15 protein-coding genes are annotated in these 16550 nt (G+C 30.3%); 1 reads left to right on the top strand and 14 read right to left on the bottom strand.

From position 1 onward, the window contains the following. Positions 1 to 146 precede the first annotated feature (146 nt). The 14 genes from cysE to AJ939_RS10010 all read right to left on the bottom strand — a co-directional run bounded on the left by cysE (position 147) and on the right by AJ939_RS10010 (position 14379). On the bottom strand, positions 147 to 785 hold the full coding sequence (cysE, locus tag AJ939_RS10075) for a serine O-acetyltransferase (protein ID WP_070276078.1): 639 nt from the start codon (positions 783 to 785) through the stop codon (positions 147 to 149). Further along, positions 786 to 2621, bottom strand: a complete 1836-nt coding sequence (gene speA, locus AJ939_RS10070) for a biosynthetic arginine decarboxylase (protein ID WP_032595244.1) — start codon at positions 2619 to 2621, stop codon at positions 786 to 788. After that, on the bottom strand, positions 2618 to 3844 hold the full coding sequence (gene hisS / locus AJ939_RS10065; RefSeq protein ID WP_070276077.1) for a histidine--tRNA ligase: 1227 nt from the start codon (positions 3842 to 3844) through the stop codon (positions 2618 to 2620). Before hisS ends, speA begins: the two co-directional genes overlap by 4 nt. Then, entirely contained in the window at positions 3841 to 4419 is a 579-nt protein-coding gene (gene tmk, locus AJ939_RS10060; protein ID WP_044779439.1) for a dTMP kinase, read from the bottom strand. The genes hisS and tmk overlap by 4 nt, the downstream gene beginning before the upstream one ends. Continuing rightward, entirely contained in the window at positions 4410 to 4886 is a 477-nt protein-coding gene (gene coaD, locus AJ939_RS10055; RefSeq protein ID WP_002880643.1) for a pantetheine-phosphate adenylyltransferase, read from the bottom strand. Before coaD ends, tmk begins: the two co-directional genes overlap by 10 nt. Before the next feature lie 39 nt (positions 4887 to 4925). Next, entirely contained in the window at positions 4926 to 5489 is a 564-nt protein-coding gene (locus AJ939_RS10050) for a UbiX family flavin prenyltransferase (RefSeq protein ID WP_070243371.1), read from the bottom strand. Continuing rightward, positions 5486 to 6148, bottom strand: coding sequence for a flagellar basal body P-ring formation chaperone FlgA (gene flgA, locus AJ939_RS10045; RefSeq protein WP_002861415.1), 663 nt, complete (start codon positions 6146 to 6148; stop codon positions 5486 to 5488). The genes AJ939_RS10050 and flgA overlap by 4 nt, the downstream gene beginning before the upstream one ends. A gap of 83 nt (positions 6149 to 6231) precedes the next feature. Next, positions 6232 to 7008, bottom strand: a complete 777-nt coding sequence (locus AJ939_RS10040; protein ID WP_044779440.1) for a MetQ/NlpA family ABC transporter substrate-binding protein — start codon at positions 7006 to 7008, stop codon at positions 6232 to 6234. 9 nt (positions 7009 to 7017) lie between these two features. Then, positions 7018 to 7788, bottom strand: coding sequence for a MetQ/NlpA family ABC transporter substrate-binding protein (locus AJ939_RS10035; RefSeq protein ID WP_070276076.1), 771 nt, complete (start codon positions 7786 to 7788; stop codon positions 7018 to 7020). Between the two features lie 48 nt (positions 7789 to 7836). Next, complete coding sequence (locus tag AJ939_RS10030) at positions 7837 to 8610, bottom strand: MetQ/NlpA family ABC transporter substrate-binding protein (RefSeq protein ID WP_070276075.1); 774 nt, start codon at positions 8608 to 8610, stop codon at positions 7837 to 7839. A gap of 191 nt (positions 8611 to 8801) precedes the next feature. Continuing rightward, positions 8802 to 9713 carry a methionine ABC transporter permease gene (locus AJ939_RS10025; protein ID WP_002861419.1) on the bottom strand — a complete coding sequence of 304 codons (912 nt, stop codon included), beginning with the start codon at positions 9711 to 9713 and terminating at the stop codon, positions 8802 to 8804. Beyond that, complete coding sequence (locus AJ939_RS10020) at positions 9710 to 10720, bottom strand: methionine ABC transporter ATP-binding protein (RefSeq protein ID WP_052777768.1); 1011 nt, start codon at positions 10718 to 10720, stop codon at positions 9710 to 9712. Before AJ939_RS10020 ends, AJ939_RS10025 begins: the two co-directional genes overlap by 4 nt. Before the next feature lie 4 nt (positions 10721 to 10724). Continuing rightward, complete coding sequence (locus AJ939_RS10015; protein WP_070276074.1) at positions 10725 to 13337, bottom strand: valine--tRNA ligase; 2613 nt, start codon at positions 13335 to 13337, stop codon at positions 10725 to 10727. Between the two features lie 22 nt (positions 13338 to 13359). Next, entirely contained in the window at positions 13360 to 14379 is a 1020-nt protein-coding gene (locus AJ939_RS10010) for a hypothetical protein (protein WP_070276073.1), read from the bottom strand. Positions 14380 to 14507: 128 nt separating this feature from the next. Here AJ939_RS10010 and AJ939_RS10005 point away from each other — a divergent pair, with 128 nt between their 5' ends. Further along, on the top strand, positions 14508 to 16538 hold the full coding sequence (locus AJ939_RS10005; protein ID WP_052950163.1) for an ATP-dependent helicase: 2031 nt from the start codon (positions 14508 to 14510) through the stop codon (positions 16536 to 16538). Positions 16539 to 16550 lie beyond the last annotated feature (12 nt).

Here is a 16550-nt window from a genome sequence, read left to right as displayed (position 1 = left end):
TAATTTTAGCAGAAAATTGCATTTTTGTAATAAATTTAATTTAAAAATGAGTTATAAAAATTCAATAAATGTGAAAATTTGTATTAATTTTTAGGAAAAATTAATACGCATAATAATACATATAATTTTATGTATTATAAAAATTATTATTTTTGTGATTCAGGTCGTTTTAATATAAGATTTTCAAGTTCTGAAATTTTATTTTCTAGCTTTTCTAATTTATCATCGCAATTTGCATCTATGGCTCTAATGTTTTTATTTTTACGCTCTTCGATAATATAAGCAGGAATTCCAACGGCAGTTAAATTTGCACCTACATCTTTAACCACTACAGCATTTGAGCCTATTTTGGCATTTTCTCCTATGGTAATATTGCCAAGTATTTTTGCGCCTGAACCTATGATCACTCCTTTTTTTATGGTTGGATGACGTTTAGTGCCTTTTTCAAGACTTGTTCCGCCTAAAGTAACGCCTTGATAAATCAAAACATCATCTTCTATGATTGCTGTTTGGCCTATAACCACTCCATTGGCATGATCTATAAAAACACGCCTTCCAAGTTCTGCACCAGGGTGTAAATCTACTCCAGTTAAAAATTGGGAAATTCCGCTAATCATTCTAGCAATGCGTTTAAAATTTCTTATGTAAAAAAAATGTGCAAAGCGGTAATTTACTACAGCCCATACTCCAGGGTAATTAAAAAAAAGTTCTATAGAAGAATTAAAAGCTGGATCTTGCACCTTTGGTTGAGAAAAATCTTCTTTTATAATACCCCAAAAATTCATCTAAACTCCTATGCTTTTTAAATAACCATTATCATTTAAGAAAAGATAAAGTTCACCTAAAATATGCTTTTTTTGCTTGTCATTGACAAGCTTAGAATTACTTATGCGTTCATTAAGTATATCCATGATAGCGTGTATATCATAGTCTAAATCTTCTAAGGCATCAAGTATGGATTGTGCTTCTATAATCCCCTCAACTTCATAGCCTTTTTCATTGATACTTATAATAGCTTCAGTAGGATGAGTAAAAAGATTGTGTTTCATTCCAAGTACTTCTTGATAGGCACCTACAAGAAAAAACCCTAGAAAATAATTTTCTTTTTCTACATCTACATCGTGTAAAAATAAAGGTTTATCTTTAGAATATGAAATTTCTCCATCGCTATCGCAGGTTATATCCCAAATACTTGCACTTCGAGTCGGTTCTTCATCTAAGCGATCAAGGGGCATGATGGGGAAATTCTGTTCTAAGCCCCAAAAATCGGGTATGCTTTGAAAGAGTGAAAAATTTACCAAATACCTTTCTTGCACTTCATCTTGTATGGCAAGTAAATCCGCAGGATTTTGTTTATCGCCTAAAAGTAAGATGGCTTTTTTCGTAATCAAATGAGTTAAAATTTCAGCATTGGAACGATCTTGTAAATCCACATAGCCCAAATCAAAAAGAGTTAGAATGCTCTCTAAATGATCTATGCTATCGTGCAAGTATTCTAAAGCATTGGAAGGTTTTATGCTTTTATAAAGATCATAAAGCTCATCGATAAGTTTTGGATTTTGTTTTTTAAGTATGAGTTTGTTTTCTGCGTATTCTTGAGAAAAAAGTTCTAATACAGGAGCGATTAAAACAGCATGATTGGCTGCTACAAAACGTCCGCTTTCTATGAAAATATCAGGCTCTAAATCTTTTTTTTGTTCAGCTATATTTTTTAGGATAAAAACTACATCGTTAGCGTATTCCCTTAAGGTATAATTTCTACTTTTTTCATTTTTAAATTGTGAGTATTCCACAGCTAAACCGCCACCAAGATTGATAGCTTTTAGATTTTTAGCTCCCATTTTTCTAAGTTCTGTATAGATATTTCCTGCTTCGTTTAAGGCTTTTTTTAAAGGATGAATTTCGGTAATTTGTGAGCCTAGATGAAAGTGAATCATGGTAAATTGTTCTAAAAGTTTGTTTTCTTTGAGTAAATTTACTGCTTCTATGAGTTCAGTGGATGTAAGTCCAAATTTAGAATTAATCCCACCGCTTTTTGCCCAAATTCCAACTCCAGCAGAATGCAAACGCACACGTAAGCCTATATTTGGTTTGGGTTTAAAGCGTTCTTTGGCTATGTCTATGATAGCTTCAAGTTCATTAAGTCCTTCTATGGTTAAAGTGATATTATGTCCCATTTCAGCTGCGATAAAGCCTATATTGATAAGTTCTCTATCTTTAAAGCCATTTACTGTAATAGGTGCGCCTTCGTTATTATAAGCCATAGCGAGTAAAAGCTCTGCCTTAGAACCTGCTTCAAGTCCGTAGTTATAGTCTTTTCCAAGCTTTACAAGATTTTTTACAAAACCAGGGTATTGATTGACCTTTAAAGGATAAACAGCGTTAAATCCTCCTTTATAGCCAAATTCTTTTCTTGCTTTATTGAAATTTCCGTAAATATTTTCAATTTGTTTTTGAATAAGATGAGGAAATCTTAAAAGTAAAGGCCCCTTGTATCCATCATCTCTTAATTCTTTAACTATATCAATAATAGCAGGTTTTTTCTCATGATTGATACAAACTTTACCATTTTTGATAATAAAATTTTCATTTCCCCAAATATCAATACCATAATCCATTATAAAACCTTCTTTAAGTCTGAAATTTTAATCATTTTTTCTTCTTTTTTTGCTAAATTTTTATAAAACAAACTTTCATTTTGTGCTTCATTTTCTCCCATACAAAGAAAAATTTCAGCATTATTTTTATCCGCGTTTTCGAGATGTTTAGCTAGTTTTCTTGCCTCATAGCTTAAAAACACTTTATATTCTTTTCTTAAATTTGTAGCGATATGTAAAAGTTTTTGGATATAAATTTCATCCATAGCACAAAGATAAATTCCTTCTCTTTGAACTTTTTCTTCTTTTTGTTCTAAAATAGCTATAATTCTTTCTATGCCCATGGCAAAACCTACGCCAAAACCACTTTTTCCATCAAGGTATTCAATGAGTCTATCATATCTTCCACCCCCAGCAATAGCAGCTTTTGCACCAATTTCATCGCTAATGAATTCAAAAGCCGTTTTAGAGTAGTAATCAAGCCCTCTAACAAGTTTAGAATCCACTTCAAAATCCACTCCATTTTCTCTTAAAACGCTTTGTAAAATTTCAAAGTCTTTTTGACAAGATGAGCATAAATTTTGATTTAAAAGCGGAGCATCTTTAAGTAAGCTTTGGCAATGTTCATTTTTACAGTCTAAAACACGAATGGGATTTAAGTTTTTCCTACGCAAACAATCCTCGCAAAAACCTTTTTTGCTATCTAAAAAATGTATTAAATTTTCACGATATTTTGGCATACATTCTAAACAACCTAAAGAGTTAATCAGTAGTTTAAATTTAATATCTAAGCGTGAAAAAATTTCTACCAACATTAAAATAATACTTGCATCTTCATAAACGCTTGCGTTTCCAAAACTTTCAACGCCAAATTGATGAAATTCTCTTAAGCGTCCCTTTTGGGGTCTTTCATAGCGGAACATGGAACCATGATAAAACCATCTTTTCACACTAGTGTTTTTATCGAGTTTTTTTTCTATATAGGCACGCACCACCCCAGCAGTTCCTTCAGGACGCATACAAACATGATTTTCGCCTTTATCGATAAATTCATACATTTCTTTGCCTACTATATCAGAACTTTCTCCTACGCTTCTTTTAAAAAGGGTGCAAAGTTCTAAATGCGGTGTATTGATAAAAGTAAAGCCATAGTTTTTAGCTACTTCTTCACAGGTTTTAATCACTTTTTCATAATAATATGCATCTTTATCTAATAAATCTTTCATTCCTTTTAAAGCGTTAATCATTGTAAAAATTCCTTTATTTGTTGGTGTAATTTTTCTTTATTTTCTTTTGCGTCAAGTGTTAAAATTTCTATAGAAATTTTTTCTTTTAAAAAATGAAGCACTTTTTCGAGTTTATCTTGCACGCTTAGAAAATACTCAATGCCACGTTTTTCTATGCTATCTAGTTCTTTTTGATTGAGGCGTTCTTGAATAAGGTTTGCATCTCCTTTTAAAAAGATAATTTTTTGTGGAAAAAAATTTTCCAAAGCAAAACTATTTAAAGCAAAAAGCAAATCGTTTTCAAAATCTTTGGCATAAGCCATGCCTGAAATAAAACTTCTATCGCTAATAATGAGTTTGTTTTGATTGGTTTTTAAGATTTCTTCAAAATGTTGAGCACGATCAGCTAAAAAAAGCAAGAGTTCAGCTCTTTTGCTAATAGGATGAGTTTTATTAAGTAAAATTTTTCTTAAATGTTTTCCAAGTTCTGTTCCGCCAGGTTCGAGTGTAAAAATGGCGTCTTTGTAAATTTCTTTTAAAAGTGAAATTTGCGTACTTTTTCCTACGCAGTCAATACCTTCAAAAACTACATACAAGATTGATCCTTTAAAAAAGGTAGAATTTCTTTTGGAACAAGAGAACTTACATCGCCCCCATGTGCTACTATAGAGCGAACAATAGAACTTGAAATAAAAGCATGTTTTAGACTCGGCATAAGATAAATGGTTTCCATATCTTCCCAAAGTGCGTGATTTGCATAGCCAATTTGCAATTCGTATTCAAAATCACTCACTGCTCTAAGTCCACGGATTATAGTATTAACTTTTAATTCTTTGGCTAAATCTACAAGTAAATTATTAAAAGCAATGATTTTAACATTTTTTAAATTTTGTGTTGCAAGCAGGGCTAGTTCTTTGCGTTTTTCTAAATCATAGCAAGGTTTTTTATGTTCACTTTTTGCTATGGCAACGATGACTTCATCAAAAATTTTTAAAGCCCGTTTTATAACATCTAAATGCCCGTTGGTAATAGGATCAAAAGTCCCAGGATATAAACAAGTCATTTTTGCTCCAATTTTTTTTAAAAATATAACAAATTTAAACTAAAAATTTTGCCATTTTTCATATAAATTGTGTTTTATTTCTAAAAGATCTAGCCATTTACCTACGATAAAATTTTCCATTTGTTCTAGATTGTTTGCTTTAGAATAACTTGCGATAATAGGAGGTGCGATAATAACTCCCATTTGGCTAAGTTTTAACATATGTTCTAAATTTAAAGTAGAAAAAGGCATTTCACGTATGCCTAAGATGAGTTTTTTTCTTTCTTTTAAGGCCACTGCTGCAGCACGCATTAAAAGAGTGTCTGCAAAACCAGCGTGAATTTTTGCTAAACTTGAAATCGAACAAGGAGCAATGATAGTTTTTTCTATTCCAAAAGATCCACTTGCTACACTTAGACTTAAATTTTTATCATCTAAAAAATGAGTGTATTTAAAATTTTCTTGACAAATTTCTTCTAAATTTGCTTCATTTTCAGCTTTGAAACTAAGTTTTGCACCTTGAGTTAAAATACAATAAAGTTCGCATTGATTTTCTAAATTTTTTAATAATTTTAAGCCTAAATTGACACTGCTTGAACCAGAAATTCCTAATAAAACCTTCATTGTATAATCATCCTATTTTTACCCACTACGATGCCTTGCATAACTTTACCTTCTTTGTTTTTTGCACGAATCCTTTCGCCCATATTTGCACTTTGCAAAGCCACAAGTTCGATTAAAACATCAACATTTGCTTCACTTAAAACTCCGATTATAGGATCATTTCGGCGTATTAAAGCTGTGGTTTTAAACATATTTGCTCTTAAAATGGCGTTTTTGTTAATATTGCTTTTAGCTACAAGATTATCTACATCATCTAAGGTTAAGGCATTTAAAGGAACTTTATCAAAATCAATCAATACACTTTTATAGTCAAAAGCTCCAAGTTTATCTCCTCTTTTTATAGCGCGTTCGCTTTTTAAAACTTCTAAATTTGCTTGAATGAAATATCTAAAAAATACATTTTTTTGTATATTTTGCGGAGTTTTAAATTCAGCCCTTAAAAAGCCTTGTGCTTGATTAAAACGTCCATTAGCGATTCTTAGAAATTCATATTGATCAAAATCTTTAGGCAATGATGTTATTTTTAAATCAATTTGAGAAATTATAATTTTAGGAAAATTATTTCTAAATTCTTTAGTTAGTGCTGTTTTGATTTCTTCTAAACTAGCTGCTTGGATATAATTTATCACAATAAAAAAAGTTAAAAAAATAATTTTCATTTTTATCCTAAGAATTATAATGCAATAAATAGTATTTTAGCTTTTATAAGTTTAACAAAGCCTTTAGAAGGCTTTGTATAGAGTTAAAAAGTAGGGATAACAGAGCCTTTGTATTTTTCTATGATAAAATTTTTAATTTTATTGCTTGTTAAAATTTCTTTAATAACAAGACTTTTTTGACTTGTTTCTTCACCTTTTCTTGTAGCTAAAACAATAGCATATAAACTATCTTTATCTTCCATAAAAATACCATCTTTTAAAGGGTTTAAACCTGCTCCAAGAGCATAGTTTGTGGTAATAACAGCCAAATCAGTATCATTTAGGGCTCTTGGAAGTTGTGCGGCTTTAAGCTCTATAAATTTAAGATTTTTTGGATTTTTACTTATGTCAATAGGGGTTTTAAGGGTGCTTTGACTTTTAAATTCTATTAAATTTGCTTTAGCTAGTAAATCAAGGGCTCTGCTTTCATTGGTAGCATCATTAGGTATAGCGATTTTAGCGCCATTAGGAATATCTTTTATATCTTTTATAGAGTTAGAATATATAGCCATAGGAACTAAAACAATAGCACCTAAAGAACTTAATTTTGTTCCTTTATGGGTATTAAAATCATCTAAAAAAGGTTTATGCTGATATAAATTTGCATCTAAATCTTTCTCATTTAAAGCGATATTGGGTATATTATAGTCATTAAATTCCTTAACTATTAACTTCCAACCTTTTTCTTGAAATAAGGGTTTAGAGAAATTTAAAATTTCAGCATAAGGTGTTGGTGTTGCACCTATGATTATGGTTTTATCTGCCCCAAAACTAAGGCTAATTGTAAATAAAGCACTTAAAAATATTTTTTTAATATTCATGCTATACTCCTAAAAAGCTGGGATTAATATATCTTTATAATGCTCATTAATAATGGCTTTAAATTTATCGCTTCTTAAAATTTCATCAATTACTTTGGTTTTTTTGCTATTTTTATCTTCTGAGCGTACCACAACATAATTTACATAAGGACTATTTTTATCTTCCCTAAAAATAGTATCTTTACTTGGATTCAGGTCGGCTCCAAGTGCGAAATTAGAATTAATTATAGCAATATCAACATCATCTAAAGCCCTTGGAAGTTGTGCGGCTTTAAGTTCTATAAATTTAAGTTTTTTTGGATTTTTGTTTATGTCCAATGGGGTTTTTAGAGTATTTTTGTTAAGCTCTATTAATTTTGCTTTCTCTAAAAGCTCTAAAGCTCTGCTTTCATTGGTCGCATCATTAGGTATAGCAACTCTAGCACCTTCTTTAAGATTTTCTAAATTTTTGATTTTTTTACTATAAACTCCTACTGGAGCTATAAGTACAGGCGTTGTTGCAATTAAATTTGAACCTTTTTTTAGGTTGTATTCTTCTAAAAAAGGTTTGTGTTGATATAAATTTGCATCAAGTTCTTTTTCCTCTAATGCACGATTGGGCAAAATATAGTCTGAAAATTCTACTATTTTAAGCTCATACCCTTTGTTTTTAAAATCATCTTTCATTAGTTCTAGTAAGCTACCAAAAGGATTTTGAGTGGCTCCTATAGTAATGTTTTGTGCAAATAGGCTAGATAAATTTAGAATGCAAGCGAGTATAATAATTTTAAATAAATTCATAAAAACTCCTTTGTATTTAAGAAAAAAGTCCCTAGGTAAGGGACAAAATTAAAAAGCAGGTAAAACAGATCCGTTGTATTTTTCTATGATAAATTGTTTGATTTTATCACTTTGTAGAGCTTGAATTAAGGCTTTGATTTTTGGATCGTTTTGATGTTCCACTCTTACAACAAGAATGTTTGCATATGGACTTTCTTTATCTTCGATAAATACGCTATCTTTTGCAGGATTTAGATTTGCAGAGAGAGCGTAGTTGGAATTAATTACAGCAAAATCAACATCATCTAAAGCTCTTGGAAGTTGTGCGGGCTTTAATTCTACAAATTTAATTTTTTTAGGATTGTCTATAATATCAAGAGGTGTTTTTAAAGCCTTGTCTTTAAATTTTACCAAACCTTTTTTTGCAATAATATCTAAAGCTCTACTTTCATTGGTTGGATCATTTGGAATGGCGATTTTAACCCCTTCTTTAATATCATCTAGACTTTTATATTTCTTGGAGTAAACAGCCATAGGTTCTATGTGTATGGCAGCTACTTTGATAAGTTTGGTACCTTTGTTTTTATTAAATTCTTCCAAATAAGGAGTATGTTGGAAAAAATTTGCATCGGCTTCTCCATTATCAACAGCTAGATTAGGCAAAACATAATCCGTAAATTCTTTGATTTCAAGTTTATAGCCTTGTTTTTCTAGATCAGGTTTTGCTTGTTCTAGGATTTCAGCATGAGGGACAGGGGTTGCTGCAACTGTGATGGTTTCTAATGCATTTGCATTAAGACTTAATGTTAAAATACTTGCTATAAATAAAGATTTGATTTTCATTTTTTTCCTTTTTAGTCATTTTGTGCTTGCTTTAATCTTAATAAATTCACTCTGACTATCAGGAAGAAGCATATAAAAACTTGTTGATAGTCAGATTAACGCATCTGATACATCATTTTAATTCCTTTAATTTTTTGTTTAAATTTTACTTAAAAAAACTTATATTTATCTTAAAAGGAGATATAATCTCCTTATTTTTTGAAACCTTTATAAAGCAAACTTCCTAAAAATAAGATAAAAACAATTACTTGCCAAAAGAAATTTTCATCATTGTTTATATTGATAACTATGCTAACTCCAAGTAAAATCAATAGAGTGGCAATGATATATGTAGTTTTACTATTTTTAGCCCAAGTATAAAATAAATTACCTAGAATTTGAACTAACTGAACTAATATAAGTAAAATAACTACAGTTTGAATCATAACTTCTTTGTTAAATCTTTCATAACCATAGCGAATAGCGACATCTCCCAAACCTCCACCACCGACAGTTCCAGCAAGAGCAGAAAAACCAATGGTAAAGATTAAAGTTAGGGTAATTCCGCTAATTATAGCAGGAAGAGCTTCACTAAAGATAACCTTGAATATAATTTGAATATTGCTAGCACCATAACTTTTTGCTGCTTCTATGATTCCTTTGTCTATTTCTTTAAAAGCGCTTTCAAGCATCTTTGCCAAATAAGGAGCTATTCCGATAGCTAAAGGAACTATGGCAGCATTTGTGCCTATGCTTGTGCCTACTATGATTTTAGAAAGCGGTAAAAGAACAACTATAAGAATTAAAAATGGAAAGGCACGCAGTATATTTGTAATAAAATCTAAAATACTATAAGCGATTTTATTTTCTTTAATTCCGTTTTTATCCCAAATAGCAAGTAAAATTCCAGGAATGATAGCCAATAAAAATCCGAATAGTACAGCCATTAAACTCATATAAATTGTTTCATTAAGCGCAGGTTTTAAAATGTTTTCATAATTTTCACTGAAACTTGTAATAGAACTTAAACTAACTTCTTTAATATCCTGCCAAGAAAATTCATTAAAAAATTGAGAAATTCTACTAAAAAAAGCACTGATGATAGAGATGTTTTCTTCATTCATGATGCCACCTCCCATAATACTCCACTTTTTTCTATGTAATCAAGAACCTTGTCTTTATCCTTTTCATTTATATTTATAACTAAATTTCCCAAGGCCTTTCCATTAAGTTTTTCTATTTTACCCCAAACTATGTTAAAGTCTATATTTAGAGTTCTTGCCATATGAGTGATGACGCTATTTTGGGCAACTTCTTTTGGAAAGTAAAGTTTGATATTAAGTCCGTGCTCAGGTAAGAAATCACTTTCTCCTAAAAATTCTTTCATTTTAGCATTAGGCCTTAAAAAAAGCTCATCAATTGCTCCACTTCCTATGATTTGCCCATGTTCAAGTAATAAAGCTTTTTGAGCTATGTCTTTTACCACATCCATTTCGTGAGTTACTAAAACAACAGTAATCCCAAATTCAGCATTGATTTTAGATATAAGCTCTAAAATATTTTTTGTAGTGTTTGGATCAAGAGCCGAAGTAGCTTCGTCACTAAGTAAAATTTTTGGATTTAAAGCTAAGGCTCTAGCAATAGCAACGCGTTGTTTTTGCCCCCCGCTCAGTTCTCTTGGATAGGATTTGTTTTTATGATCAAGTCCTACGATTTCAAGCAAAGAATTGACTTTTTGGGCAATTTCTTTTTCGCTCATGTATTCTTTATTAAAAAGCTTGGCATGAAATTTACACTGAGTATAGTGTGTTCTTAAAGGCATAGCAACATTTTCAAATACATTTTTGCGCTCCATTAGGGCAAAATTTTGAAAAATCATCCCTATATTTTTTCTAAGCACTCTCAGCTCTTTTGATTTTTTTTGACTTAAATCTTTAATTTCTTGATCAAAGACTTTTAAGCTTCCTTCTTGATAATTCTCAAGTCCATTGATACATCTTAAAAGAGTGGATTTTCCAGCTCCACTATGACCTACTATGGCGTAAATTTCACCCTTTTTAATCTCCAAAGAAACATCGTTTATCACGAGTTCCTTGCCATAATATTTTTTTAAATTTTTTATTTTTATCAAATTTTTAACCTCTTAGATTTTGAAGTTCAACTGATATTTTTTCAAGTTGAATTTTTAAATTTTCTAGAGCTTCTTTATTTTGCTCAACTACCTCTTTAGGTGCGTTAGCGATGAATTTTTCATTACAGAGCATAGAATTAAGCTTAGCACTTTCTTTTTCAAGCTTATTTTTTTGATTTTCAAGTCTTGTTAAAATACCGCTTAAATCAACATTTTCAAGCGTAATAAAAATTTCTAAATTCTCGCTGACATCACATATTGCCTTTGGTAATTTTTCTTCACTAAATTCTATTTGCTCGCACTTTGCGAGCATCATGATAAAATTCATATAAGCTTTGATTTCATCTTTGATTTTTTTATCGTTAAATTTGATATAAGCTTTTTCTATTTTAGAATTTCCAAGATCGATTAAACTTTTAGCACGGCGGATACCAACTATGCTTTCTATGAGTAAAGAAAAGATTTTTTCTATATTTTTATCTTGTTCTTTAAATTTTGGATATTTGCTTATCATAATAGAAGGGCTTGTTTTAAGTTCTGTATCGCTTAGTTTATGATATAAATATTCACTGATAAAAGGCATAAAAGGATTTAAGAGCTTTAAAGCTTCTTTGAAAATACTACCAAGTTCTTTAACACTCGATTTTTCTGCTTTGCTAAGCTCTATACCCCAATCGCAAAAATCATCCCAAAAGAATTTATATAGAGTATTGGCTGCATCATTAAAGCGATAATTGTCTAAATTTTCTCTTACATCCTTAACACAAGTTTGAAATTTGGCATAAATATATTTTGCTAATTCTGAATGAAGTGTGATATTTTCCAAATCTTCAAATTTACTTTCATTTAAAAGCAGATAATTTGTAGCATTATAAATTTTATTTGTAAAATTTCTAACTTGTAAAAGTTTATCATTGCTAAGTTTAATATCGCGTCCTTGTATAGCAAGAAGTGCTAAAGTAAAGCGTAAAATATCGGCACTATATTCTTTAATACTTTCATTTGGATCGATGACATTTCCAAGACTTTTACTCATTTTTCTACCTTGCTCATCTTTCACAAGAGCGTGTAAATAAATATCTTTAAAAGGAAGTTGATGTAAGGCATTAGTGCTTTGAAACATCATTCTAGCCACCCAGAAAAATAAAATATCAAAACCTGTAATGAGTAAAGAATTGGGATAAAAATCTTTTAAATCCTTTTCAGACCAAATTTTATCTTTACCCCAATTTTCATTCCCCCAGCCTAGAGTACTCATAGCCCAAAGTCCTGAAGAAAACCAAGTATCAAGTACATCTTCATCTTGTTTGAAATTTTGACTTTGACATTTTGGACAAGTTTTAGGCGTATGTTGGCTTGCCCATTCATGAGAGCATTCGCAATAATACACAGGAATTTGATGCCCCCACCAAAGTTGTCTTGAAATACACCAATCTCTTAAATCTTTCATCCAAGCATTAAAGCTATTTATCCAGTGATTTGGATAAAATTTGCTTTCGCCAAGTGCAACTTTTTCTATACTTTCTTGGGCGATTTCTTTTTTTACAAACCATTGCTTGGAGATATAAGGTTCAACTACATTGTTGCAACGATAACAATATCCTACCTGATTATTATGTTCTTCTATTTTTTCTATAAAGCCAAGACTTTCAAGTTTGGCTACGATTTTTTCTCTTGCTTCTAAGCGTTCTAAACCTTGAAACTCTAAACAATGTTCGTTTAAAATTCCTTTTTCATTAAAAACGCTTATAAATTCTAAATTATGTCTAAGTCCTACTTCATAATCGTTCATGTCATGAGCGGGAGTAACTTTTACAACTCCTGTTCCAAATTCTTTTTCTACATGCTCATCAGCTATAATTTTAATGGCTTTTTTACTTATAGGCAAAATCACTTCTTTGCCCACAAATTTAGTATAGCGTTCATCGTCAGGATGTACCATAACTGCAGTATCGCCAAAAAAAGTTTCAGGACGCGTTGTGGCTACTACTAAAAATTCATCGCTATCTTTTAAAAAGTATTTAATATGATAAAGTTTTCCTTTGTTTTCTTTGTATTCAACTTCTATATCACTTAAAGCGCCATCGTGAGTACACCAATTTATCATGTAGTTTCCACGTACAATAAGTCTTTTATCATAAAGTTCTACAAAGGCTTTTTTTACGGCATTAACCAAACCTTCATCCATAGTAAAACGCAAGCGACTCCATGCAGGAGTGATGCCTAGTGTTCTCATTTGGTCTAAAATTTTTCCACCGCTTTGCTCTTTCCACTCCCAGACTTTTTCTATAAATTTTTCTCTACCTAGTTCTTCTTTTTTAATGCCTTGAGCAAGAAGTTGTTTTTCTACAACATTTTGAGTAGCAATACCTGCGTGATCAAGCCCTGGTTGATAAAGAACCTTATAGCCATCCATTCTTTTGTAACGCGTCATAATGTCTTGTAGAGTAAAAGTTAAAGCATGTCCTATGTGTAAAACTCCAGTGACATTAGGAGGAGGCATCATAATGCAGAAATTTTTATCTTTTTCTTGTATGGTTTTATTGCCATCGATCTCAAAATATCCGCGTTCTTCGCAAATTTGATAATACTCTTTTTCTAAATTTTTATCATACATTATTTGCCTTTATTGTTTTAGCTTATTTAATAGAGCTAATTTCTATAATTTCACAAAACGGGAAGAAATATTGTGCTGTATTAAGTCCAGTTTTCAAACTTTTGATATGTTTAGAAAAATCACTTCCTTTGCCATCTTTTTTAATTTGAAGTTTAAGTCTTTCTAAAATTTCTTCACGTGCTACATGTTCATTTAATTCTTTTGGATTGTTTAAATATGGGCTTAATCTATCTAAGCTAATATATTTATAAGCTTTTTTCATATCTGAAAAGATAATTTCTTTGTTATAGATAGTTAATTTCATTTCCCCTTTTGGTAGCATTTTAACAAAAATACTTAGATAATAATCTTTTGCATTATCTTGTATAACGCTTAGCATATCTTTTAACAGATTGATTCTATATTGGCTTAAAAATTTTCCATCTAAAATATAAACTTTCATATTTTCTGTACTAAGTTCAGGTTCTAAACGACTGTTTTTTCCTATGCTTAGATACTCTCTAGCGGTATTTAGATATTTATTTTTGTTTGACTTGTTTGATTGAAGTTCTTTTTTTACGGCTCTCTCTCTTTCTAAGATCTTTTGTTGTTTGCTGATTTCTTTTTTAAGAGCTTCTATTTCGGCTTGTTTATTTTCTTGTTTTAATTTTTCTTTATCCGTATCTAAAATTTGCTTATTTTCATTTGTATTAATATTATTATTTGTATTGGTGTCATTATTTAAGCTTTGATTGTTTTCGCTTATTGGCGTATTAAATGTATTGTTATTTAAGCTTTGATTTTCATCTAATGGGTTTGTTTCTTGCTTTTGGATGGTATTGTTATTAATATTTATATCTGATGAACTATTGTTGGTTTGGATCGAGGGCGAATAGGAATTATCGTAGTTATTAGTATACGATTTTTGCTCGGTGTAAGTGTTGGTGTTTAAGGTGTAATTCTTTGGTTTTGAATATTCAAAAAGATAATAATAGGTTCCACCTAATATCACAATAATAGCAATTAATATGCCAACAATAATAGAAAAAATTTTCAAATTCATTTGCTATCCCTTAAAAACAGAAAGTTAAATAATTTTAGCATTGTACTATAATCTAATATAAAGTAATTTTAAATTTTTATATTTTTAAGTAATTTTTTTTTATAATTTTAACTTTTATAAGGAAAATAATGCCACTTTCAAAATTAAATAATGAACAATATCTTGCTGCTACTGCTGATTTTGGACACAATCTTGTTATTGCAAGTGCAGGGACGGGAAAAACTTCTACTATTGTTGCAAGAATTTCTTATCTTTTAAGCAAGGGAGTGACACCTCAAAAAATTATGCTTTTGACTTTCACAAATAAAGCCAGTAAAGAAATGATAGGGCGTTTAGGGAAATTTTTTGATAAAAATATTACCAGTAAAATACTTGCAGGAACTTTTCATAGTACGGCTTATACCTTACTTAGAAATGCGGATAAAAATATAATTTTAAAGCAAGCAAGCGAGTTAAAAACTCTACTTAAAAGTGTCTATGAAAAAAGAACCTTTAGGCATTTAAGTGATATAAAACCTTATCAATCAAGTTATTTATATGATCTTTATTCTTTGTTTCAAAACAAAGCACACAATCAAGATTTTTATACTTGGTTTTGTCAAAACTATGAAGAACAAAGTATTTATGCTGAAATTTATGAAGATATTTTAAAAGAATATGATAATGAAAAAAAGCGTTTTAATTATGTAGATTTTAATGACTTACTTATCAATCTAAAAGAGCTTTTAAAAGAAGAAAAATATGAATTTGATGAAATTTTAGTGGATGAATATCAAGACACAAATACTTTGCAAAGTTCCTTAATAGAGGCTTTTCATAGTAAAAGTTTGTTTTGCGTAGGGGATTATGATCAAAGTATTTATGCTTTTAATGGAGCGGATATTAATATCATAGGTGGGTTTAAAGATCGTTTTAAAGATGCAAAAATTTTTTCTTTAAATAAAAACTACCGTTCATCAAGAAGTATTTTAGCTTTGGCTAATAAAGTGATTTTAAATAACGAAAGATTATATCCAAAAGAACTTATTGTTACAAGAAATGATGAGTTTAAAGCCCCATCTTTGCTTACTTTTGAAGAATTATTTGATCAGTATCAAAATATAGCCAAAATGATACTTACAAGCGGAGTAAGTTTGGAAGAAATTGCCGTGATTTTTCGCAACAACTCAAGTGCTGATGGGGTTGAAGTAGCTTTAAGGGAGCAGGGCATTGCAAGTGTGAGAAAGGGAAGTGGAAGTTTTTTTGAAAGTTTGGAAGTTAAAGCTTTTAGCTCCATGCTTGCGCTTGTGGTAAATCCTAAAGATATCATGGCTTTTATTCATTTGGTTCAATATACCAAAGGTGTGGGTGGAGTTTTAGCAAAAGAAATTTTTGACGCACTTTTAAAATTAGGGCATGGAAATTTAATAAAAGGTTTTTTAGATCCTGATAAAAATGTAAATTTGCAAAATCATCAAAAAAGAAATTATCAACTTGGGCTTTTTGCAGATTTGGAAGAATTAGCCAGCGAAACTCGTTTTAAATTTGAGAGTGAATTTGATGCACATCCTATTTTAAGACTTTCAAAAATCAATGATTTGTGCGCTAGAAATTTGGAAAAAATCTATCTTTTTTTAAAAAAAGCTATGGAAATAAAACATTCTTTGACTTTAGTCAATTTAATTTGTGAAAATTCTTTTTATAGAGAAATTTGCGAAGAACTTGCAACCAAAAGAGCGACAAATAAAGCAGGGCAGGTGGATTTATTAAGAAAGAGTGAAAATTTAGAAAAAATAGAAACAAAATTCAATGTTTTAAAAGAGCTTACAAAAAATTATAGCGATATTTACAAGTATTATAATTTTCTAACTTTAGGTGCAAGCGAAATGAGTAGTGGCAAAGGAGTTAATTTGCTTAGCGTGCATGCAAGTAAGGGCTTGGAATTTGATCTTGTTTTTGTGATTGATCTTGCGCAAGGTCGCTTTCCTAATCAAAAGCTTATGGGAATGGGTGGAAGCTTAGAAGAAGAAAGAAGACTTTTTTATGTTGCGGTAACTAGGGCAAAAAATATACTTTATTTAAGTTATGCTAAATATGATAAAAACAAAAAAACTTCTTTTACTCCTTCTCGTTTTCTTATAGAAGCAGGGCTTTGCAAGGGAGAGTTAACTATAGATTGATAGAATTTTCTT

The sequence above is a fragment of the Campylobacter sp. BCW_6889 genome (assembly GCF_001762535.1).
GTDB lineage: Bacteria > Campylobacterota > Campylobacteria > Campylobacterales > Campylobacteraceae > Campylobacter_D > Campylobacter_D jejuni.
Note: the sequence above shows the minus strand (reverse complement) of the source record. Positions and strands in the feature narration are given on the sequence as shown.